At 37.7% G+C, this 21,821-nt stretch carries 24 protein-coding genes; 8 read left to right on the top strand and 16 right to left on the bottom strand.

The window, feature by feature from the left end; genetic code table 11:
- Positions 1–5: 5 nt before the first annotated feature.
- Positions 6–1,877, top strand: coding sequence for a lanthionine synthetase LanC family protein (locus ACIQXP_RS16135; protein ID WP_387506025.1), 1,872 nt, complete (start codon positions 6–8; stop codon positions 1,875–1,877).
- A 144-nt stretch (positions 1,878–2,021) separates the two neighbouring features.
- Here the strand turns inward: ACIQXP_RS16135 and ACIQXP_RS16130 are convergent, their stop codons facing one another.
- From ACIQXP_RS16130 to ACIQXP_RS16110, 5 genes are all read right to left on the bottom strand, one after another.
- Complete coding sequence (locus tag ACIQXP_RS16130; protein WP_293742235.1) at positions 2,022–2,213, bottom strand: pinensin family lanthipeptide; 192 nt, start codon at positions 2,211–2,213, stop codon at positions 2,022–2,024.
- Between the two features lie 252 nt (positions 2,214–2,465).
- Positions 2,466–2,681 (bottom strand): hypothetical protein, encoded by a 216-nt coding sequence (locus ACIQXP_RS16125; protein WP_293742236.1) that lies wholly within the window; start codon positions 2,679–2,681, stop codon positions 2,466–2,468.
- A 293-nt stretch (positions 2,682–2,974) separates the two neighbouring features.
- The gene (locus ACIQXP_RS16120) at positions 2,975–3,541 is read right to left on the bottom strand and encodes a hypothetical protein (protein WP_387506027.1); all 567 of its coding nucleotides are present in this window, start codon (positions 3,539–3,541) and stop codon (positions 2,975–2,977) included.
- Between the two features lie 13 nt (positions 3,542–3,554).
- Positions 3,555–3,932: an SRPBCC domain-containing protein gene (locus ACIQXP_RS16115; RefSeq protein ID WP_293742238.1), complete on the bottom strand. Its 378-nt coding sequence runs from the start codon at positions 3,930–3,932 to the stop codon at positions 3,555–3,557.
- 77 nt (positions 3,933–4,009) lie between these two features.
- The gene (locus ACIQXP_RS16110) at positions 4,010–5,200 is read right to left on the bottom strand and encodes an acyl-CoA dehydrogenase family protein (RefSeq protein WP_387506029.1); all 1,191 of its coding nucleotides are present in this window, start codon (positions 5,198–5,200) and stop codon (positions 4,010–4,012) included.
- Positions 5,201–5,313: 113 nt separating this feature from the next.
- On the opposite strand from ACIQXP_RS16110, the gene folB reads away from it, so the two are divergent.
- Both folB and ACIQXP_RS16100 read left to right on the top strand, forming a co-directional pair.
- On the top strand, positions 5,314–5,682 hold the full coding sequence (gene folB, locus ACIQXP_RS16105) for a dihydroneopterin aldolase (protein ID WP_387506031.1): 369 nt from the start codon (positions 5,314–5,316) through the stop codon (positions 5,680–5,682).
- A 1-nt stretch (position 5,683) separates the two neighbouring features.
- On the top strand, positions 5,684–7,087 hold the full coding sequence (locus ACIQXP_RS16100) for an FAD-binding oxidoreductase (protein ID WP_387506033.1): 1,404 nt from the start codon (positions 5,684–5,686) through the stop codon (positions 7,085–7,087).
- A gap of 179 nt (positions 7,088–7,266) precedes the next feature.
- Here the strand turns inward: ACIQXP_RS16100 and ACIQXP_RS16095 are convergent, their stop codons facing one another.
- The gene (locus ACIQXP_RS16095; RefSeq protein WP_391527784.1) at positions 7,267–7,758 is read right to left on the bottom strand and encodes an acyl-CoA thioesterase; all 492 of its coding nucleotides are present in this window, start codon (positions 7,756–7,758) and stop codon (positions 7,267–7,269) included.
- A gap of 77 nt (positions 7,759–7,835) precedes the next feature.
- On the opposite strand from ACIQXP_RS16095, the gene ACIQXP_RS16090 reads away from it, so the two are divergent.
- Both ACIQXP_RS16090 and ACIQXP_RS16085 read left to right on the top strand, forming a co-directional pair.
- The gene (locus ACIQXP_RS16090; protein ID WP_387506037.1) at positions 7,836–8,270 is read left to right on the top strand and encodes an Hsp20/alpha crystallin family protein; all 435 of its coding nucleotides are present in this window, start codon (positions 7,836–7,838) and stop codon (positions 8,268–8,270) included.
- Positions 8,271–8,629: 359 nt separating this feature from the next.
- A complete protein-coding gene (locus tag ACIQXP_RS16085; RefSeq protein ID WP_293742244.1) occupies positions 8,630–9,946 on the top strand; it encodes a nicotinamide mononucleotide adenylyltransferase in 1,317 nt (438 codons plus the stop codon).
- A gap of 50 nt (positions 9,947–9,996) precedes the next feature.
- Here the strand turns inward: ACIQXP_RS16085 and ACIQXP_RS16080 are convergent, their stop codons facing one another.
- The 4 genes from ACIQXP_RS16080 to ACIQXP_RS16065 form a co-directional block, all read right to left on the bottom strand.
- Positions 9,997–10,101, bottom strand: coding sequence for a type II toxin-antitoxin system YoeB family toxin (locus ACIQXP_RS16080; RefSeq protein ID WP_391527787.1), 105 nt, complete (start codon positions 10,099–10,101; stop codon positions 9,997–9,999).
- Positions 10,102–10,290: 189 nt separating this feature from the next.
- On the bottom strand, positions 10,291–10,419 hold the full coding sequence (locus ACIQXP_RS16075; protein ID WP_293742246.1) for a DUF2683 family protein: 129 nt from the start codon (positions 10,417–10,419) through the stop codon (positions 10,291–10,293).
- A 90-nt stretch (positions 10,420–10,509) separates the two neighbouring features.
- Positions 10,510–11,526, bottom strand: a complete 1,017-nt coding sequence (locus tag ACIQXP_RS16070; protein WP_293742247.1) for a S66 peptidase family protein — start codon at positions 11,524–11,526, stop codon at positions 10,510–10,512.
- Between the two features lie 667 nt (positions 11,527–12,193).
- A complete protein-coding gene (locus ACIQXP_RS16065) occupies positions 12,194–12,355 on the bottom strand; it encodes a hypothetical protein (protein WP_387506039.1) in 162 nt (53 codons plus the stop codon).
- A 316-nt stretch (positions 12,356–12,671) separates the two neighbouring features.
- Between ACIQXP_RS16065 and ACIQXP_RS16060 the strand changes: the two genes are divergently transcribed.
- Positions 12,672–13,970 carry a DEAD/DEAH box helicase gene (locus ACIQXP_RS16060; protein ID WP_293742249.1) on the top strand — a complete coding sequence of 433 codons (1,299 nt, stop codon included), beginning with the start codon at positions 12,672–12,674 and terminating at the stop codon, positions 13,968–13,970.
- A 142-nt stretch (positions 13,971–14,112) separates the two neighbouring features.
- Here ACIQXP_RS16060 and ACIQXP_RS16055 read toward each other — a convergent pair whose 3' ends face one another.
- The 3 genes from ACIQXP_RS16055 to ACIQXP_RS16045 all read right to left on the bottom strand — a co-directional run bounded on the left by ACIQXP_RS16055 (position 14,113) and on the right by ACIQXP_RS16045 (position 17,556).
- Positions 14,113–15,396 (bottom strand): OmpA family protein, encoded by a 1,284-nt coding sequence (locus ACIQXP_RS16055; RefSeq protein WP_387506041.1) that lies wholly within the window; start codon positions 15,394–15,396, stop codon positions 14,113–14,115.
- Between the two features lie 381 nt (positions 15,397–15,777).
- Entirely contained in the window at positions 15,778–16,308 is a 531-nt protein-coding gene (locus ACIQXP_RS16050) for an RNA methyltransferase (RefSeq protein ID WP_387506043.1), read from the bottom strand.
- Positions 16,309–16,404: 96 nt separating this feature from the next.
- Entirely contained in the window at positions 16,405–17,556 is a 1,152-nt protein-coding gene (locus ACIQXP_RS16045; RefSeq protein ID WP_387506045.1) for a galactokinase, read from the bottom strand.
- A gap of 76 nt (positions 17,557–17,632) precedes the next feature.
- On the opposite strand from ACIQXP_RS16045, the gene ACIQXP_RS16040 reads away from it, so the two are divergent.
- Together ACIQXP_RS16040 and ACIQXP_RS16035 are read left to right on the top strand one after the other, a co-directional pair.
- Positions 17,633–18,682, top strand: coding sequence for an aldose epimerase family protein (locus ACIQXP_RS16040; protein ID WP_387506047.1), 1,050 nt, complete (start codon positions 17,633–17,635; stop codon positions 18,680–18,682).
- A 3-nt stretch (positions 18,683–18,685) separates the two neighbouring features.
- Positions 18,686–19,081, top strand: a complete 396-nt coding sequence (locus tag ACIQXP_RS16035) for a DUF1398 domain-containing protein (RefSeq protein ID WP_387506049.1) — start codon at positions 18,686–18,688, stop codon at positions 19,079–19,081.
- A 275-nt stretch (positions 19,082–19,356) separates the two neighbouring features.
- On the opposite strand, the gene ACIQXP_RS16030 is transcribed toward ACIQXP_RS16035, so the two are convergent.
- From ACIQXP_RS16030 to ACIQXP_RS16020, 3 genes are all read right to left on the bottom strand, one after another.
- A complete protein-coding gene (locus ACIQXP_RS16030) occupies positions 19,357–20,217 on the bottom strand; it encodes a nucleoside phosphorylase (protein WP_387506051.1) in 861 nt (286 codons plus the stop codon).
- A gap of 133 nt (positions 20,218–20,350) precedes the next feature.
- The gene (locus tag ACIQXP_RS16025; protein ID WP_387506053.1) at positions 20,351–20,965 is read right to left on the bottom strand and encodes an IMPACT family protein; all 615 of its coding nucleotides are present in this window, start codon (positions 20,963–20,965) and stop codon (positions 20,351–20,353) included.
- Complete coding sequence (locus tag ACIQXP_RS16020; protein WP_387506055.1) at positions 20,952–21,821, bottom strand: EamA family transporter; 870 nt, start codon at positions 21,819–21,821, stop codon at positions 20,952–20,954. Before ACIQXP_RS16020 ends, ACIQXP_RS16025 begins: the two co-directional genes overlap by 14 nt.

The raw sequence follows: 21,821 nt of genomic DNA, 5'->3' as shown, positions 1-21,821 counted from the left end.
TGATAATGTTTACTGCAAAACAGATCGAAAGATTAAGAAATCAGCTTTATAAGATTTACGACGACTTATGCCTGAATTTCAAAGAAACTGATCAGGAAATCTGGTGGCCAACGCCATTTTATATCAACCCGGAAGAATATGAATTTAGGGAAAGTTATGACCTCTTTAACGGTAATTGTGGCATCGTTCTTTTTTTTCTCCAATTATATCAGTTTGATAGAAATGCAGATCACCTGCGTATCATAAACAAAGCGATGCACCGGATTTTAAATGCAGAAGAAGTGCTTCACCCTAAATCTTTTGCTTTGTATACCGGTTTGGGAGGGGTAATTTACACCTGCATCAAAATTTATGAAGTGACGAATGGTGGGTTTTATAAAGAAAAAGCTTTAACATTAACGCTCCATCATCAAAAACAATTAACCGAATTATTAAAAGCCGATCTTTTAAGCGGCTACAGTGGTAATTTGCTGTTATTAAACTTACTTTATCACTACACCAATCACCCTCAAGTATTAGACCTGGTGAGATTGCTGATCGATCGGTTAATTACAGAAGCACGGATCTCCGAAAAGGGGTTAAAATGGGACTATTCCAGATCGAAAAAAGCCTATGATAGCATGACCGGCTTTTCTCATGGCGCCTCGGGTATTGCCTGGGTGTTGCTGCAGGTTGGCCAGTATTTTAATGCTTCGGGATTGATTTATCTGGCTAAAGAAGCTTTGCGGTACGAAATGCAATATTTCCACCAACCTGCTAAAAACTGGCTGGACTTGCGGCTTGGTCCGCACAGGTTGGATAAGCCTGACGTGCATGAATGGAGGCTGGAGACGTTTTTACCTGAAATGACGGATGTAAATTCATGGGCGCATGGTGCTGCGGGAATTGTATTGACGAGACAAATGGCCCTGCAGCTTACAAAACAAAAAGATTATCAAGCGGATTGCCGAAACGCCCTGGAACGCTGTCTGGATGATTTAAAGAAGCTAAATCGAACTGATTTTACCTTAGTGAGCGGGTATTGCGGAATGATCCCCGTTTTGTTAAGTTATCAATTAACGTCTCAAATTGATTTAATATTAGATCAGGCCGGAGAACTCCATCAAAGAACAAATAGTTATAACACTTATGTTTCATCCGGTATTGATGATTATGGCTTGTTATCAGGAAAAACAGGAGTGGGTTATATTATTTTAGCTATTTTAATGGGGGAAGGCTTTGATAACATTTTGAATCCCGGGTTACCCCACAATGATCAAAAATCAACACTTGAGCATCAATATGATGAAATTCAAATTAAAAGGTCGATTTTTTCAAAATATTATCCCAGAACACTGGGGAAATTAAAGGATTTTTCGGCTTTTGAGGCTGAAGACATTTACAATTTTAGAGCAAAACTAGAATCAGAAATTTCTAAAATCCGCAACGACGACATTGCAACTTCATTTCATCTGGAAAGCACTTTGGTTGATTTATGGAAAAAACACAAAGGTTATTTCAGTTTCGGGCAAAAACATAAACACTGGCTTAAACAGGCCGAAAAAAACCTTAAGCTAACTGATCTGGAGTTACTCCACCAATTTTTCAGATTAAGCGATCGGATAAAAATTTATCGTCCGAAACAACATAGAGAAAATGAGATGCTTCTGTTAATCAGTGATGAAAACGGAATAAGAGAAATTAGTGTTGGAGTATTTACCGCGTTAATTTTAAATGCAATAGAGAAAGAAAAAATGAAAGGAGAGGAGCTCGTAAAATTACTCAAATCCACATTATTTGAAGATTCTCCCAACGAAAAGTCTTTGGAGGAGTTAACAAAGAAAATGATTCAGCAAATCAGGTTATTGATTGAGGCGGGCTTTATTGAAATAGGATAATAAAAAATTGGATTGCAAAATGATTAAATGCTAAATCTGCCCGCTCAATTCGTTATCCAAAACTTGTTCCGTGATTTAAGCAAATAGCTTTGTTGGCAAAACAAGGCGCCCTAAAGCGCCTTGAGATGAAAATACCTGTGTTAATTAACAGATCACAGTAGTACACCTAACTGGTGGCGTATGGTGGTCATCTGTTTGCTCAGTGTGGGTTGGCTCAGATACATTACCCAAACCACCAGATAAACGCATAGCTACTTCGCTATCGATACTGGTTACAAAACTTTCCAATTGAAGGTCTTCGAAGCTCAATGTGATTTTTTCTGATTGATTTTTCATAAAATAATTGATTAATATTGATGCCTACTGTGGTTACGGGGGTTCGGCTTATCCCCGGTTGCAACAGCACTAAGTTAATCAATTGCAACATAGTTGCAAAATAATGACTCATATTTATGCAACTATGTTGCATAAATATATTTTATACATTATAAGTAATTAAAAATCAATAAATTACAAAATCGTATTAACTAGCTCAACCAGATTATAATTTAACTCAGTTAAAATAATAGCCAGAAAGTTTTTTCAATATTATTTCTTGTTCTTCGAAGTCGCAAAAACAATTACACCCGCTATTAAAATAATACCACCGGCATATGGAGGCCAGTTTACAGATTTTTCTTTATCTGCTGATATTTGAATGGGACCTGCATCCACAACTTTTTCTCTTTTAGTGTAAGAAAAACCAGTCCAGATGAGCATGGCAATACCTACAACCATTAATATAATTCCTATTGTTCTGTTCATAATACTTGATTTTATTTATAACAGAACAGCATTCGCCTCGATATGTTTTATTGGAACCTATATCCAAGGGAAATCTTACTGGCAAAATTTATATTTTTGGCCATTTCAAGCGAAAGCGTAATTTTCTTTACATTTAAAAAATAGTTGAAATTCCATGCGGAAGAACTGTTCATTACTTTCTCAAGATTTATAAACTGGCCATATTTAAAACTGTTAGCTAGTCCGGGCGTTCCACCGATAAAAAACCGAAAGGCATGCTTAATGTCGTGATTACGCCTTGCCCTGAAAATCACTTATGTTGATAATCCGGTTGTCCAAAATCTTTTCCTGTTTGAAACACCCGCATAATTGTACACTTTACCATTATAAATTTCATCCCTAAAATCAGCGTATGATCCACTTTCTGTACTTAAAGCATTTTCCCAGTTTATAAATCTAAAATCTGTATTTCCATTTAGAGAAGTGCTATGGAAACCTATCGAAGTCCTTAAACCAAATCCATACATGTTTTTGTTAAAAGCTGGCGGGTAATCAGCATCATTCTTGCCATTTGAATACTGGTGTTCTGCACTTCCAAAATAACCAAAAGCACCGTATGCAACATTAAATCCTTTAAAAGTATGGGCACGATTCACGTTTAACATACCCATTTCAAATGAAACGCTACCATTCCCGGGAGAGGATGCACCAGCATAACTTGCTGATGCGTGCGTTAAAGATTTAATACTATCAGCCTCCATCTGCCGTGGCAGATAGCCCATGTTATTTCCGGGTAGAGCTGGAGTGATATATGTTCTGCAAGAACTGAATAAAATAATCAATGGCAGAAGAAAAAGGAGAGTATTAATTTGAGTTTTCATGCGATGCCGGTGTTTATTCTTCAAAGAAATCAATCAGTCCACCTAAATAATACTCCTGAATTCCTTCCGTAAAATCTTCATAGTCTTCATCAGGAATATTAGTCTGCCGAAATTCCAGCGAAGTTCCTTTCTTATCTTCATGAAGTTTAATGGTCACGATAGAAGGTTCATTTTCTTCTCCAAAATACCATTGCTGCACAATTTGCTTCCCATAAGTAAATTCGATGTTTTTACCCGTAATATCGCCATCCCATAAAGAGAATTCAGAACCGGGTACTTCTTCAAACTCCACTTCGGCACCGGTCCATAATTTTATGCTGATATCCTTGGTCAGCGCTAAATAAACTTCTTCGGGTGGGGCGGGGATGTAGGTATATTTTTTGAATTCCATAAGTATTTTTTGATCTAAAGCGCAAAGCTAAGATTGTAATGTGAAAATTAAGATAGATAAAGATTAATAAATCAGAATTACTTAAAAGCGTTTAATCCGGTTATATCCATCCCCGTAATCAATAAATGTATATCATGTGTACCTTCGTAGGTAACCACTGATTCTAAGTTCATCATATGGCGCATAATCGAGTATTCCCCCGTTATACCCATTCCGCCAAGCATCTGACGTGCACTACGGGCAATATCCAGGGCAATTTCAACACTGTTTCTTTTGGCCATGGATATTTGTTCGGCCGAAGCCCTGTTTTCACTTTTCAGTGCGCCCAAACGCCAAACCAATAGCTGACCTTTCGTAATTTCGGTGACCATTTCGGCCAGTTTTTTTTGCTGCAGCTGGAAACCACCGATCGGCTTTCCAAATTGAATACGCTCTTTCGAGTAGCGCAAAGCGGTATCATAACAGTCCATTGCTGCGCCCAAAGCACCCCAGGCAATACCATAACGTGCCTGGTTTAAGCAACCCAACGGACCTTTTAATCCGCTAATCTCAGGAAAAACATTCTCCTTTGGCACTTTTACATTATCAAAAACAAGCTCACCGGTTGCCGATGCGCGTAAACTCCATTTATTATGGGTTTCTGGTGTAGAAAAACCTTCCATTCCACGTTCTATCACCATTCCTCTGATTTTGCCTGATTCGTCTTTTGCCCAAACCACAGCAATATCGGCAAAGGGCGCATTGCTGATCCACATTTTTGCACCGTTTAAAATATAGTGACTCCCGGCATCTTTAATATGAGTAACCATGCCGCCCGGATTGGAGCCATGATCCGGTTCCGTTAAGCCAAAACAGCCCATCATTTCACCACTGGCCAATTTAGGAAGGTACTTTTTGCGCTGTTCTTCAGTTCCATAGGCATAAATAGGGTACATCACCAACGAACCCTGAACAGATGCGGTAGACCGGATACCTGAATCGCCCCGTTCTATTTCCTGCATCAGAATCCCATAAGCAGTATAATCGAGTCCGGCACCACCATACTCAACCGGAATGGTAGGTCCGAAAGCACCTATATCGGCCAGTCCTTTTATTAAATGTTTAGGGAATTCTGCCTTTTGAGCGTAATCCTCAATAATAGGGCTCACTTCCTTTTTTACCCAATCTCTGGCCGTAGCACGGATTAATTTGTGTTCATCGGTTAATAATTCATCTAATAAATAATAGTCTGGCGCCTCATACAGGTCTTTTTTCACTGATTTGCTCATGTAATTTTGTATTATCTGGTTAAAAAACCGCGTTCATTTCAAAGGTAACAATTTACGGTAATGGGCATTAAATTCATGAATAAAAATTTAATTTTACAGCTCAAAGAACATACATGAGCCATTTCAAACAAACTGTAGCTTTAAAAGATGTGAAATGTTTTGCTTTGCATGGTTATTACCCTGAAGAGCAACTAACTGGAAATCATTTTCTTATCGATTTAACAACCGAATTTACCCCAAGGGGTTTTGATGATGAATTGGCGCAAACCGTTAATTACGAAGATTTGAACAATATTATTACTGCGGAGATGAAAAATACCCAAAAGCTATTAGAAACCGTTTTGAATAAGATCATCTCAAAAGTAATTGAAAAATACCCCTTTATAGAAAAGATTGATGTTGGCATAAAAAAGCTTCATCCGCCAATGCCCGGACAGATCGGCCATTCTTTTGTTCAACTTAGTTATTCAGCAACAAATTAAAATGAATTTTACCCCTATTAATAACGAAATTTTAGCTGAAATCGCCTCAGCAATTGGTGCCGATAAAGTTTTCACAGACACCGAAAACCTCGAAAAATATAGCCATGATGAAACTGAAGATTTACGCTATCAGCCGGAGGTAGTGGTTAAGCCCACTACGCCGGAAGAGGTTTCGGCCTTATTGAAGATCTGCAATGCCCATTATGTTCCGGTTACACCCCGTGGAGGTGGAACAGGCTTAAGTGGCGCTGCCTTGCCCATTTATGGCGGGGTTTCGCTATCAATGGAAAAGTTTAAGGCCATTCTGGATATTGATACCGAAAACTTACAGGCAACTGTTGAGCCTGGGGTGATTACCGAAGAATTTATTAATGCAGTAGCAGAAAAAGGCCTTTTGTACCCGGTTGATCCCAGTAGTAAAGGATCTTGTTTTATTGGAGGTAATGTGGCGCACGGCTCCGGTGGTCCAAGAGTAGTGAAATATGGCACTATACGCGAATACATTTTAAATCTGGAAGTGGTGTTGCCCAACGGCGATATCATCTGGACAGGCGCAAATACCTTGAAATATGCTTCAGGATATAACTTAACGCAATTGATGATCGGCTCGGAAGGTACCTTAGGTGTGGTGACTAAAATCGTAACCAAGCTATTGCCTAAACCTGGTCAATCGGTTTTAATGATGGGATCTTTTAGCACCAACGAAGCTGCCTGTGCAGCAGTTTCAGCCATTTTCAGGGCCGGCGTAACACCATCAGCCCTGGAGTTTATGGAACGGAAAGGCGTAGAATGGGTAATCAAATTTGATGATATTAAATTTGATTTGAAAGATGATGTGGCTGCTTTATTGATGATTGAATTTGATGGCGATGACCTGGATGATATTTTTAAAAATTGCGAGAAAACCAACATCGTTTTAGAAGAACACCACTGTACGGAACTTTTATTTGCAGATACAGCTGCTCAAAAAGAGGAATTGTGGCGGATGCGCAGAACAATGGCCGAATCAGTTAAATCTAATTCGGTTTATAAGGAAGAAGATACCGTCGTTCCCCGCGCAGCTTTACCTAAACTCGTAAGTGGTATTAAAGAGATCGGCGCCAGATATGGCTTTGAGAGTGTTTGTTACGGACATGCGGGCGATGGAAACCTGCACGTAAATATTATTAAGGCAGGCATGAGTGACGAGGACTGGAAAAACAAACTCAAATCGGGTATCGCTGAGATATTTGAACTCACCACCGCTTTAGGCGGCACCCTTTCAGGAGAACATGGCATTGGCCTGGTTCAGAAAGAATTTATGCCCATAAAGTACTCAGAAATCCACCTTAATTTAATGAGGGGGATTAAACATGTTTTTGATCCTAATGGGATATTAAATCCGGGAAAGATTATTCCAGATTGATTTATTCGTTACCCTGAACTTGTTTCAGGGTATCATTAGTTATTGGTTTTTAAGATGCTGAAACAAGTTCAGCTTGACGACTACTGATTCCTTTCTGTCCGTAGAGTTAAGCACAGCGGCTCTACGGATTTTTGAATAACTGAATTTATAACTCAGTGAAAAAAAGTCCAGCACGATGACTATTGATTACTCAATTGCTCAAAACCCAGCATTTTTTGTTTTTCTTCTTCAGGAATCGCCGTAGGTTTACCTGTGGCATAGTCCACGGCTATACAAACTGTTTTTCCTTTGCTGCAGATTATTTCTTCACTTCCCTCTAGCTTTACAATCTGGTACTCAAGATCGAAGCTTGTATTACCAATCCTTGATGTTTTCACATGGATAGCAATTTTATCATTCATTACGATGGGTAAAATATAGTCTAATTCTGCGTGCGCAATCACTATCCCAGTCTTTTTCCAATTCCATTTAATAATTTCTTCCCAGTATTTAGTTCTGGCGATCTCCAGATAGGTGAAGTAAACAGAATTGTTTACATGCCCCATCATATCAAAATCAACAAAGCGCAGATGAATATTTGTTTTATAATTGAATTCGTCTGAAAAAGCTTTAATTTCTGTCAATTTGTCTTTTGATTTCGATTTATTTTGCCAAAATGTCTTAAATATCATAAATATCTGGATTGGTATATAAGTTGAATAGGATGAATTATCAATTTAACAATTAGAAAAAATAAAGAATAAGCGATATGACACTTGTAAATTTTAACAACAGAACCCGTAACACTGCTCCTTACTTTAACAATGTTTTTGACTCATTGTTTAGCGAGGCTGTAAGTAAAAACAAAATGGTTGATAAATCACCTAATGTGAATATTCATGAAAATGATGCGGCATATGTAATTGAGCTGGCTGCCCCGGGATTGAAAAAAGAAGACTTTCAAATCAATTTAAAAAAAGACACGCTTTCTGTTTGGGCGGAAGTAAAAAAAGATGAAAACCAGGTAGCTAAAGATTTTACCCGTAAAGAATTTGATTACAGCTCATTTGCCAGATCATTTAATTTACCTGATACTGCTGATGGGGATAAAATCACCGCCGAATATAAAGATGGCATTTTATCGATCAACATCAGCAAAAAAGATACAGCAAAATTACAGCACAGAGAAATTGTAGTATCGTAATAAAGCATTCTCGGAAGAGGATTTTTCATAATAGTTTAGTTTTTAAGCATTATAAAACCTGCATCAGAAGGGTTATAGATGAAGTTGATTGGTGACTGATGCAGATTTCGTAATCATTGAGTTTAGGTTTAGGTTTTATAAGGTTAGTGCCGGATGGCATTAACCTTATTTTTTTAATACGGATCGTCCATTTCGACCGAAGTGGAGAAGTCTATCTGGTTGAACAAAGGAATCAGCTTTCTGCAAGATTTCACGCTAAATGACTCTGGGTAAAGGCCGTGGAATCGTCAGGTATTTAGATCGATTTTAAGTTACATACTTAAAATTAGCTTAACCTCAATTTTTTGTATTTTCGCGGTATGGAAAGAGAAATTCTGGATACGAAACGCAAAGCACTCAAAATAAATCTTGACCCAAGAATCTACGGCACTTTTGCTGAAATTGGTGCTGGACAGGAAGTTTCAAGAAATTTTTTTAATGCCGGAGCAGCTTCTGGAACAGTAGCAAAAACCATGTCGGCCTACGATATGACTTTTAGTGATGCTATTTATGGAGCAGAAGCAAATGGACGGTACGTTAGCCAAAACAGGCTTTTACAGATGCTTGACCATGAATTTGGATTGCTTAATGAGCGTTTATCAGGCGAAAAGTACGAAAGCCGCACCTTTTTTGCTTTTGCTGATACCGTAACGACTTTAAATTATAAACGTACCAACGAACCCCACGGCTGGGTTGGAATCAGGTTCCAAAATGAGCCGGGAGGCTTTCCTAATGAAATATTCTTTCACGTCCGTTTGTTAGATACTGATGTAAACATGCAACAGCGTGTGCTGGGTATCATCGGTGTAAACTTGCTTTATGCAGCTTTCTATTATAACGAAGATCCTAAGATCATGGTAGAATCGCTGGCTGACAATTTAACCATCGGATCAGTAGAAATTGATTTGATTTCGGTTAAAGGACCAGCATTTCCTGGAGTAGATAACATCTTACTCAATCTGTATATGATTATGAAAGATTTCTCGGCTGCTGCCATTTTCGATGCTGATGCGCATCCACGACAGGCCAAGGACCTTTTGTACAAGAAAGATATCATGATTTTACGGACTAAATACGGGCAAAAATCATTGCCTAATTTTAACCTGTTTAACAAAGCTACCGAGCAGTTTAAACGTACCAATAAAGTAGAAGAGGGAAATCTTGCTGTAATGATTGAAGTTTTGGCAACCAATGTTTTAACCGATGCACAAGAAACACCTGATGATATCGATTTAGAAACAGTAGCTAAACGTACCCAGGAAATGTGCGATACCGGAAACACGGTGATTGTTTCTAATTTTACCCGTCATAACCGCCTTGCCAAATACCTGGCACGGTGCAAGCCAAAAAGTGTTGGCTTAGCTACAAACATCAACAACTTAAAGTTCGTATTCAATGCTAAAAACTTCAGTGGCGAAAATTATTCCGGTCAATTGTTGAGTTACGTAAACGACATGTTTAATACCAATGTGCGGTTATTTGCTTACCCTTTTCTCGACAAAAAAACCAATCAGGTCATTACAACGGAGAATATGCCGATTACACCAGAAGCCAAACCATTGTTCGATTTTCTCTTGATTAACGGTTACATTACTGATATTAAAGATTATAGCGAGGATGAAGTGAAAACGGCTTAGATTTCATTTTTCGCTATAATGGCCTAGTGCTGATATAATGGTAACTGTTACTATATTTCTTCTATTTTATAAATAAACCTGTCCTTACGATTTATATGCCTTGACCAAAAACCATTTAGATCAAATTTCAATCTTTCAGGTTTTCCGATTCCGATTTCAGGATGTTCAGATAATTCGATAAAAATCTGATTTATTCTTCTAATTGAGGCTTTACCCCAGATTTGTATTGTATTTCTAGATCTTTTTTAGCTTGTTTTTCAACTTCTATAAAATACTTTCCCATATATTTTTAGGATCTTTAATTCTGATTGTCTTGCCTTTATCAGCACTTGCTGCCCCGGACTTTATTTAGCTAAAAATTCAGGATGATCAGGACTTGCCTCTTCTTTTTGAAAAGATACATCTAAAGCTTTTAGAACAGCCTCAATTGCAGCTGCTTGCTTTTTGTTTTTAGGATGTGCGATGATAGTCATGACCAATACTTTATCATCAGAAACACGAAATTATTTTAACAGTAATTAGTCGCTATTATAAAGCGAAAACTTATCACTAAGCCGATAGAGTTAAATCGTACGCAAGGCCGAGCCGTTTTCATTTACCATAAGCGTATGTTCTGCACCACATCTGAGTGCAATGTTATTGCGTTGGTGACCAACCGGAAAATCAAATGCCACAGGGTAGGAATATTCTTTTACTTTCTCCAGTACGATATCATAAATATTTTTTCCAAATTCTTCTCCTGCATCGTCGGGTTTCACTTTAAACCCACCCACAATCAGTCCCTTCAGGTGTTTAAGTTTACCGCTACGTTTTAAATTCCACAACATCCTGTCGATGCTGTACAGGTATTCGCCGGTATCTTCTATAAATAAAATTTTATCTTTAGTATCTAAGTCTGATGAGCTACCGGCAAGTGTTTCAATAATGCTCAGGTTCCCACCAACCAATATTGCATCCGTATTCCCAAAACGGTTATTGCTATTTACCGGAGCAGTATAACCCAATTCTTCACCGATCAAAGCATGCTTTATGGAGAGGATTGTTTCTATCTGTATGGGTTCAGCTTTAGCCCAATCATCAGGAAAACTGTTGCACATTTTGGCATGGATCGAAGCAATGCCAAATTTTTTGGCCAGATGGCAATGTAGTACAGTAATATCGCTGAAACCAATAATCCATTTAGGATTTCTTTTAAAAAACGAAAAATCAAGCTGATCAATAATGCGTATAAAACCATAACCGCCACGTGCACACATAATCGCTTTAATATCGGGATCATTTAGCATTTTCTGGAAATCAGCCAGCCTTTCTTCATCTGTTCCGCCGTAGGTAAAATCACGCTTGCCGATGGTTTCGCCTACCTTAATATTAAATCCCCAGCCTTGCATCTGCAAAATCGCAGGCTGAATCTGTTCCAGGGTAATGTATCCCGCCGGACTGGTTACTCCGATAGTATCTCCAGGTTTTAAATAGGGTGGGATTTTAAACGCCGAACTTTCGCTTTCCATAGCTAAAGCGCTAAAGGCCGGCAACATCGTAGCTGATGCAATAAACGAAGAAAGGAAATGTTTTCTATTCATCTAAAATAGGATAGTGGAATTGATACGGCTAAATATAGAGTTAAAATTAATTGCATAAAAGAAAAGGGATTTATATCCATAAATCCCTTTTTTAAACCAAACAAATTAATCTGTAAAAGATTAGTATAATGTGAATTATATAAGTAACCGCATTTGAAATAAAATGTTTTGAGATTTTAAAAATATTTGCCGCTGAGAACAATACATAAAATCTTTTACTAATTTATGTATTTTGCATGTCTAACAATTTGATTCCTTCTCAAATAATTTAAACCACTATACCTGCTGTATAGCACTGATGGAAACGGAAATCCTTTTTGGCAAAGACGTGTTGTCTTTTCTTAATTTTCCCAAAAAGATTGAAGTGTACAGCAAGACCAAACCTCTAACAACAGCACTGAAACTGCGCTTCTAAAAACAACAAATTGCGCTAACTTGATCGAGATCCTTCGTTGCACGGAGGGTAACAGCGTCTAATAAAAAGGAAGGCTATTCATCGCGAATAGCCTTGCTAACAACAAAACAAATATAAGATAACCAAATCTTACCTGATTGAGCAGAATCAGGATAAAGTGCTATGAGATACACTTTGCGGCCTAGTAATGGATTCGAACCACTATAAAGAGTTTATGAAACTCCACCTTCCAATCGGTCAACTGGCCGTTTTTTACAATTGCTTTAGTGTTAAATAATCTCTTAGTGCTAAAATCTGTTCTCCATTCAAATTATCTTCATCCTGATCAATTGCCAATTTTTTTGCTTCTGTTTGCAAAGGATCAAGAAATTGAGGATATTCATCTATAGCTGGGTATTGAAAATAAATCGACATGATTTTTAATATTAATCGTTCAACAGATGTAACACTTAAATTTAGACAAATATATAAATTAGTATATAATATCTATAGATTTTGTAGTTATTTATTCAGAAATTAATTCAATTATCTCATTTACAGTACAATAAAAAATTTCACTGTGTATCAAACAACTATTGAAGTTGATTTTGAACTAAAAAAGCTGCTATTTTGTTGAAATAAGCGAGTTGTAAAGCATATTGTAATAGGCGCTTTTATATCCTTTAAATTCAATTTCATAAAAGCTAATTATTTTAAGGATATTTGCATTTCAAACATTAAAATAGTAATTGTGTCTTTAGATAAATTAAAACTTAGCAAACCACTTGTAGCGGCCATGACGGATGCGGGATTTTTAACACCAAAAGAAATCCAGACCAGAACGATGTCGCGTATATTAGGTGGTCAGGATGTTATAGCGGTTGGACCAGAGGGCTCAGGAAAAACTACTACTTTTGTTTTAGCTACTTTAATGAAGTTGAAGTACGCATTTGAGGAGGCGCCAAGAGCATTGATTTTGGTGCCCGACATTGACCACGTAGACCATGTTTTGGAACAATTTAAACTATTGAACCGCAACAATACTTTCAGGATTTTAGGAATTGACAGCCGGGGCGCCATTGAAACGCAAATGAATGAGGTTACCGATGGCTGTGATATTATTGTTGCCGTACCCGATCGTGCCCGTGCATTGTATTTAAAGCTAGCTTTAAACACCAATAAAATACAATTGTTTATAGTAGATAATGCAGAACTTATTGTTAAAAAAGGTCTGCAGTTACCAGTTGTAGAGTTAGCAAACAGCGCCTACAAATCTCAACATGTGGTGTTTACAGAGGTACTGCACGACAAACTTAAACACATGATTGCCCCTTTCATGAAAGATTCAGCAGCAACCATAGAGGTAGACGAGATTGGCGAGAAGCAGGCAGAAGTTTACCATCAGATGCTTTATCAGGTACCCAATTTCAGGACAAAGCTAAATTTATTAACCTTGTTATTAAATGATGCTGAAGTTTTTGATAAGGCTGTGGTTTTTGTTAATACGCGTTTAACCGCACAAACCGTGTATAAAAACTTTAGCCAGCATAAAGAGGGCGAAATTAGCATTTACCGTCCGTTGTTTTTTGATGATAGGGGTTTTGATGAAATTAACGAATTTAAAAATACCCCAGAGGCCAGGATATTAATTGTAGCTAATGAGAATTCGGGCGAACTCAATATTGAAGGAATTCCTTTCATTTTTCATTTCGAATTGCCAGAACAAAAAGAAACCTTAATTAAACGTATTGTTAAGCATGGTAATGAAGATGTGGTAGCCATCACTTTTTCTACAGATATTGAATTGATTGAAGTAAAAAAAATCGAGCAGGCTATTGGCCAGAAACTGGAGGTAGTGGAGTTGCCTGAAGATTTAAAGGTGGTTGATGCTGCTGATAAACCAAAGAAAAAGAAAGGTACTGAAGATGATGAATCTTCTGAAAGAGGTGCTGCGTTTCACGAAAAGAAGGCCAGCAACTTAAAAAATTACAATTATAGTGCAGGCGCTAAAGCTAAAATGACCTATAAGAATAAAAAGGGATTGTCTTAATTATGGGGCGTCACCTTGAACTTGTTCCAAGGCCTATTCTGCCAATAAAGATCCTGAAACAAGTTCAGGATGACGATTTCTAATATAAAAAAAAGCTCCTCAGAAATTAATCTGAGGAGCTTTTTTTAACCGTTATTTACGATTAGTATAAAGTAAATTCTACACGACGGTTTTCTTGACGGCCAGCTGCAGTTTTGTTTGTTGCAATTGGTTGGTCAGGTCCGTAACCTGTAGCTTCAATCCTAGATGCATTTGCACCTTGAGATACTAAATAAGCTTTAACCGATTCGGCTCTTTCTTTAGATAAACGTAAGTTTAACTCTCTACCACCGGTGTTATCAGTATGGCCAGCTAATTTCAGGCTAAAGTTTTTATCTACCAATAATGCAGCAACACGGTTTAAAGTAGCATATGATTTAGAACGGATAGTTGATTTTCCTAAATCGAATTCTAAGTTAGAAATTGCATCTTTAACCACTTTACGGTCTTCTTCAGTAATTACCTTAGTTTCTTTAATGATTTCACGTTGAACTTTGATTGGACAACCAGAACCATCAACAACTGTTCCTGAAGGAGTTCCAGGGCATTTATCAAATTTGTTTGCTACACCGTCATTATCATCATCAGCTAAATCTTTAGCATATTGCTCTCTGTCACGTTGTGCATTTTGTTCAGCAGTTGATAAGGCTCTTCTTAACTCAGCACTTTCTTCGGCACTTTGTTTGCGTAAATCGGCAACCGCGCTGTAGTTTTGTAACTGAGAATTTTCTTTGTTACCTAAAGCAAACTCTAAACCTGCGTGTGCATAAGAAAATCTGCTCTCGTTGTAAGCACTTTTAACTGTTGGAGACGATTTGATAAAGTTGATGTCGTAACCTAAGTCGATGTTGATTCCTTTAGCTACACCAAGTTTAAATCCAACACCGGTAGGGATGAACCATCCTTCTCTATCAGTAAAGGCCTGTGTTGAGGCAACCTCAGAATCAGAAGACATATAACCAGCACCGGCTTTAACATAAGGAATTAAAACTGCATTCTCAGTATTCAGACTGAAGTTGGCAATATTTAAAACGGCTGTTAATGAACCTGACCAGTTAATGCTATTCTTTTGCTCAATGGTGCTGGCTTGGTTAAGGGTTTTAACCTCACCGCGTAAAAAGTCAGCCTGTAAACCTAACGCTGGTAAAATTTGTTTTTTAACAAAAGCGCCGTAACCGATACTTTTAAATTCTTCAGCTTTAACACTTCCGCCACCTAAAAACGTATTTTGGCTAAGAATACCGCCATGGGCACCAATACTCCAAGTTCTTAATGATTGCTTACCAAACCTTCCCGGAGGCGGAGGTGGTACTTCCTGTGCAAATAATTGTGATGATAATCCTAATAAGGCAACCAACATTGTTGATTTAGTAATTCTCCTATTCATGTTTTCTATTTTTTTAATAATTAGAGTCTTAACAGTTTTTTAATCATACTGTTTGAACATGATTAAGAAAAAATCTTGCCAAATAACTTATTTAATACACAATTAACATATTATCAGATAATTAACATATTAAATTTATTTCACAAAAAAGTTACGTAATGGCAGTTGCACCATATCTTACTGTACACAATAATATACAATAATGGTTTATGATTGAGATTTATCCGATAAAATTTTATCTAAAGGATAGTTATGGCCTCCCTGCTCAACCTCAGTCTTCGCACCTTGATAGCGAGAAATATTGATAAAATTAATTCAACATACAATGTGGTGAAGACGGATGGCTGTTAAAGCGCAAAGCCGCTGAATTGAATTAGGATATTACAATTTTAATTTCGCGAACAGATCCCAGAATACGATCCCGGCAGAAATGACGATGTTAAACGAATGTTTGGTGCCAAACTGTGGAATTTCAATACATTCATCAATTTTGGCCATTACCTCATCACTAACACCGTCAACCTCATTTCCAAATATCAAAGCATACTTTTTCCTGGGATCAGGATTAAAAGTATTCAGCATGGTACTGTTTTCGGCCTGCTCAATGGCCACTATTTCATAACCCAGGCTCCGCAGGGTGTCAACAGCTTGTAGGGTATCAGTGTAATGAATCCAATCAACAGATTGTGTGGCACCTAAGGCCGTTTTTTCAATTTCGCGATGGGGTGGTTGTGCGGTAATGCCGCAGAGTATTACTTTCTCAAGCGCAAAACCATCTGCTGTACGGAATATAGAACCTACATTGTGCATGCTGCGCACATTATCTAAAACCACCACAACAGGTAATTTTTCCTGTGTTTTAAATGCTTCAATATCCGGACGGTTTAACTCGTCTAATTTTAATTTTCTCATTATTTTTTAAAATGATTTCACAGATGGAAGGATTACACAGATTGGATGTAATATCGAATCTGTATTTACCTGTTATGCATCCTGTGGCAATTGTTTTTATAAAATGGATGGTCCGCCACCAATTTCACTGATGTAAATTGCAGCTGAATAACCTATTCTTTCAAGATAATAACCAGTTAAGTGTTTAGCAAAATCTTCTTCATAGCCTTTCTCTAAAAGCGCAATGGCACATCCTCCAAATCCTGCACCCGTCATACGCGCACCAATTACATGATCGTAGCCCGAACAGAAATCTACTACTGTATCTAACTCTTTTCCGCTTACTTCGTATAAGGTACGCAAAGATTCATGAGAAGCATACATCAAGCGACCAAATGTTGCTAAATCTCCTCCATTTAATGCTTTAGCGGCTAAATGTACACGATCATTCTCCTTAATCACATGTGTAGCCCTGTTTAGTATGGTTTCATCACTGATTAAATGACTATGCAGGGCAAACTTTTCTGCATTAAGTTCACAAAGATAGTTGAGCGTAATTTCTTCGTTTAATTGTCTCAGGGCTATTTGGCATTCTGCAACCCGTTCGTTGTACTTTGAATCTGCCAGTTCCCGCGGTTTATTGGTATTAATGATGGCCAGCACATATTTGCCCAGGTCAACATCAACCATTTTGTATTTTAAGGTTTCACAATCCAACACAATGGCTTTGTCTTTTTCTCCGAAAGTAACCGCAAATTGATCCATGATGCCCGAATTTAGACCAATAAAATCATTCTCAACACGCTTAGCGATTTTAACAAGCGCTAATTTATCGTAACCTAAATTATAATAGGTATTCAGGGCATAAGCAGTGGCTATTTCTATTGAAGCTGAAGATGATAGCCCAGATCCGATTGGAATATTTCCATAAAATAGAAAATCCAGGCCGTTGATATCCTTGCCGTCTTTTATAAATTCATTGATTACCCCAATAGGATAATTCGTCCAGGTGCTGCCATTCTTTTCGTTAATCGTATTACTGGTTACTACCGTTTCAATATCAAAGTTTAAACTTTTAAACCTGAACTGCCCATCATTGTTCGGGGCAATGGCTACCCAGGTTCCTAAAGAGATGGCGCAGGGCATAACCAAACCGCCATTATAATCGATATGCTCTCCGATCAGATTAACCCGTCCAGGTGTAAAATAAATGGCTTCGGCATTTTTATGGTATTGCTGGGCGAATTTTTCCTGCAGGCTGATGTTCATTGGGTTAAAATATATTTATAAAAAGCATTAATAATGCTATGTTTGTTTTGAAAACAAAAGCCCTAAGTTACAATTTATGAGCGTACAGCAAATACCCACCGGAAAAATTATTGATGGCGATGAAGTTATCGCAATCGAACTCACCAATAGCAAAGGCACTTACGTCAAAATATTTAATTATGGTGCTATTATCAATAAATTTATAGTCACAAACGCCGGAGGTGAAAAGCAGGATATTGTTCTCGGCTTCGATACATTTGATGAATACCTGAGTCCGGGTTATCTTGCAAATTATCCATATTTAGGGGCCATAATTGGCAGATATGCCAATCGTATAAAAAATGGAAGATTCAGTATAGACGGGGAAGACTATCAGTTGCCACAAAATGCCGGTGATAATACACTTCACGGTGGCCTTGTAGGTTTTGATAAAAAGGTTTGGGATATTATTGAAATCAATGATGGCGCTCAACCTTCGGTTACCTTGCAATATGAAAGCGTGGATGGAGAAGAGGGTTTTCCTGGAAACCTGGTGATTGATCTGACATTCGAACTCACCGAAAATGATGAGTTGATTTTAAGTTATGAAGCGGAAACAGATCAGGCTACCGCCATAAACTTAACTCATCATGGTTATTTTAATCTGGCACCTAATGGGGGGAGTGTCGAAAATCATAAACAACAGATTTTTGCTTCACACTATTTAGAGCAGGATGATAATTATTCTGTAACGGGCAACCTAATCGCTGTTGCGGGCACACCTCTGGATTTTACCAAACCTAAAGCAATAGGGCAAGACTGGAATAAGGATGAAGGTTATGATCAGAGTTTTGTTTTGGATAAAATTTATGGCGATTTGTCGCTGGCAAGCAAAACAATTGAAGAAGAAAGCGGTTTAGTATTAAGCGTTTACACCACAGAACCGGTAGCTCATTTATATACTGCGAAATATTTAGATGTAAAGAATGGAAAAGGGGGTAAGGATTACAACAGCTTTGATGCCTTTTGTGTCGAAACCCAGCATCATCCAAATGCAGTTAATATCCCAACATTCCCTAATACGATTTTAATGCCGGATGAATTGTATACGCAAACAACCATTTACAAAGTTTCATTAAATAAATAATTTATGTTTACTATTGAACATATACAGGCCGCAGCGTCAAAAATCAAATCCGGTTCAGATTTTCCGAAGTTTATAAAGGAAATTAAGGAATTGGGGGTTAAACGGAATGATGTTTATGTCAGTAATGGCTTATCGATCTATTTCGATGATGAAGATAATGCACAGCAGATGAGTCCTGATGAATATCCAACATTTGTCATTAATGAGGAAGCTTCTGCAGGAAAACTGGAGCATGCTTTAAAAGTACATCAACAAGGTGAAACAGATTACATCAGCTTTTGTAAACAGGCGGCAGACGCGGGCATAGAAAAATGGGTTACAGACCTGGATGAGATGACCTGTACTTATTTAGATGCCGAGGGAAATGAACTGGTAAAGGAAACTATTCCTACGGTTTAGAAATATAAAAGGACTATATTTTAAGTAAAAAGTGTCATCCTGAGCTTGTCGAAAGACCATGTTTGAATTCCCTAAAGGCGTTTTGATACTCGGCAAGCTCAGCACTCGTGGTCAACATCTTTTAGCTGGGGAAACCCTGAAACAAATTACCTTCGGTGAGCTCGCCGAAGGCTCGGTTTACTGCGTAGCTTTCCGCTGCACTACAGGTCTGGGTGACGCCCGCCTTAATTAAAACGACTTAAGCTGATCGAAAAATTAATATCAAACGATAACAACTAAATCCTTTCCAGTACCATTTTAATCGCTTGCTCTACAATTTTATTCGGTTCATTGCTAAACTCAAACTTTACCCTGCTGGCCAAAATAGCATTAACAGACAGTGCTTTATGCCCCAAAATTTTAGCTAAAGCGTAAATACCGGCAGTTTCCATTTCTAAATTAGTAATGCGATGCTGGTTACGCTGAAAACTGTTAATTAAACCAATGAAATCGGTAACTGAATTTTTTGCTCTCACGATTCTGCCTTGTGGCGCGTAAAAACCCGGAGCAGTAATGGTGATACCGTGAATCATGTCTTTACCAATGGTATGTAGCAGGCCATCATCCGCAGCAGTTAGATAAGGGTTAATATGTTTAAGTTGACCAAAGTGAGTTTTTACGTCATCCAGCAACAGTTGTTCATCAGGAGATAATTGATGAACATAATAATTCATTAAAGCATCCATTCCTAAGCCATACGATGAAGCTAAAATGGTTCCCATCGGGATATCTGGCTGGACCGCACCAGATGTACCTACTCTGATTATATTTAAAGAAGTAAGCGATTTTTTTACTTCTCGGGTTTCAAAATCAACATTAACAAGCGCATCCAACTCATTGAAAACGATGTCTATATTATCCGTTCCGATTCCTGTTGAGAGTACAGTAATGCGTTTTTTGCCTACATACCCGGTGTGGGTAACAAATTCCCGTTTACCTTTTTTAAATTCTATCTGATCAAAATATTTACTGACCTCGCCAACGCGGTCAGGATCACCAAAAGTGATGATCGTTTCGGCAATATCTCCTGGTAAAAGATTGAGGTGATATATGCTGCCGTCAGGATTGATAATTAGGTCGCTTTCTGATATTTTCATATTTGGTTTATTTTATCCCAAAAGACTTAGATTAAACAGATTTATCACTGTAATATCCAAATCTGCAGCTACTGATTAAGTTCTTTACATGCTATTTTTCACGCAGATTTCGGTGGGCTACTAACTGTGGTGACTAAATGGTGTATAAATATTTTAGCTTGGCACCATCAATCTTATCAAATTTACTTAAAACCTGATTAAGTTGTGCTTTTCTTACTTCAAATTTCAAGATGCAATTGATATCAAATTGCTGTGCTAAAATCTGCAGATTTTCCTCTTTGCTTAACCTCATTACGTCGTTCATCTGCAGGTATTCAAAGTGAGCCTCATACACATCATTAACCGTTTTGGAAATGACCTTTGAAGCTTTAATAGCCTCTATGCTAGCATTTTTATAGGCATTAATTAAACCAGGAACACCCAGCAGGGTACCGCCAAAATAACGTACCACTACAATGAGTATATTGGTAAGATCTTCAGATAAAAGGCAGTTCAGTATTGGCTTGCCTGCAGTACCAGAAGGTTCGCCATCATCGCTTACCCTAAAAACTGAACGATTAGGTGTTAAACGGTAAGCATAACAAAAATGATTGGCCTTAGGATTTGCAGACCGCAGGTTCATTATAATCGGTTTTACTTCGTCCTCGCCACGGATGGGATAGGCATATGCAATAAATTTGCTCCCCTTATCTCGAAATATACCCTCTGAAGTATTTTCGATTGTTTTATAAGAATCATCGAACAACATGTTGTGATAAGGTAATGAATATAACAGCCGCAATGGCCAAAATTATCCCCGCATAATTTAATTTACTCAGTTTCTCTTTAAATACAATCAGCCCGATTAAAGTGCCTACAATAATTACCCCCAAATTCATCGCGGCAAAAACGGTAGATGGATTGTTTGCCAATGCCTTATGCGCTTTCATATAAAAAAGGATGTTGCCAAAATTAAACAAGCCTAAAATAAATCCACAAACTACATTTATCAATTGCAATTTTGTTTTACCAGCCACCACCATGGCAATTACCAATAGTAACGAAACAATAAAGGAAAGACCAAAAACAGTGAAAAGTGAGGTAGTATAGGGTAATGTTTTGTACAGTGCAATTTGTTTAAAGAGTACATCAATGACGCCAAAACCAACAAAAACCATAATAGGATAGAGGAGGCTTTCTTTCCCGGTTTTTTGATGATCAGATTTTCGGAGGAATGTTAAAACAATAGCAACGAACCCTATCGCCAGGCCAATAACTTTGAACTGATTGAAATCTTCCTTAAAAAGAAAATAAGCCGCCAGTATAGGAATAAATAGCGATAAACGTTGGGCAATGTCGGTTTTAACGATGCCAAGCTTCTTTACTGATGCGGCAAGAAACAAAAATATCGATGGCAGTAGAATAGCCAGTGCAATATAAATGGGCCATGGGGCAGCATAGGTGATCAGCTTAACATCAGGCTTAAAAAAAAGGAAACATAAGCTTAATGCGATAAAGTAATTGACCGTAACGGCTTGAATAACGCTAATCTGGTATCGTTTGGCCAGCTTCAATAAAACAGCTACCGTAACACTGCAGCAAATGCTTAAAATAATATAAATCAT

Source organism: Pedobacter suwonensis (assembly GCF_044762335.1).
In the GTDB taxonomy this organism is placed as follows: domain Bacteria; phylum Bacteroidota; class Bacteroidia; order Sphingobacteriales; family Sphingobacteriaceae; genus Pedobacter.
The sequence above is the reverse complement of the archived record's forward strand: the minus strand, read 5'-3'. Positions and strand labels throughout refer to the sequence as shown.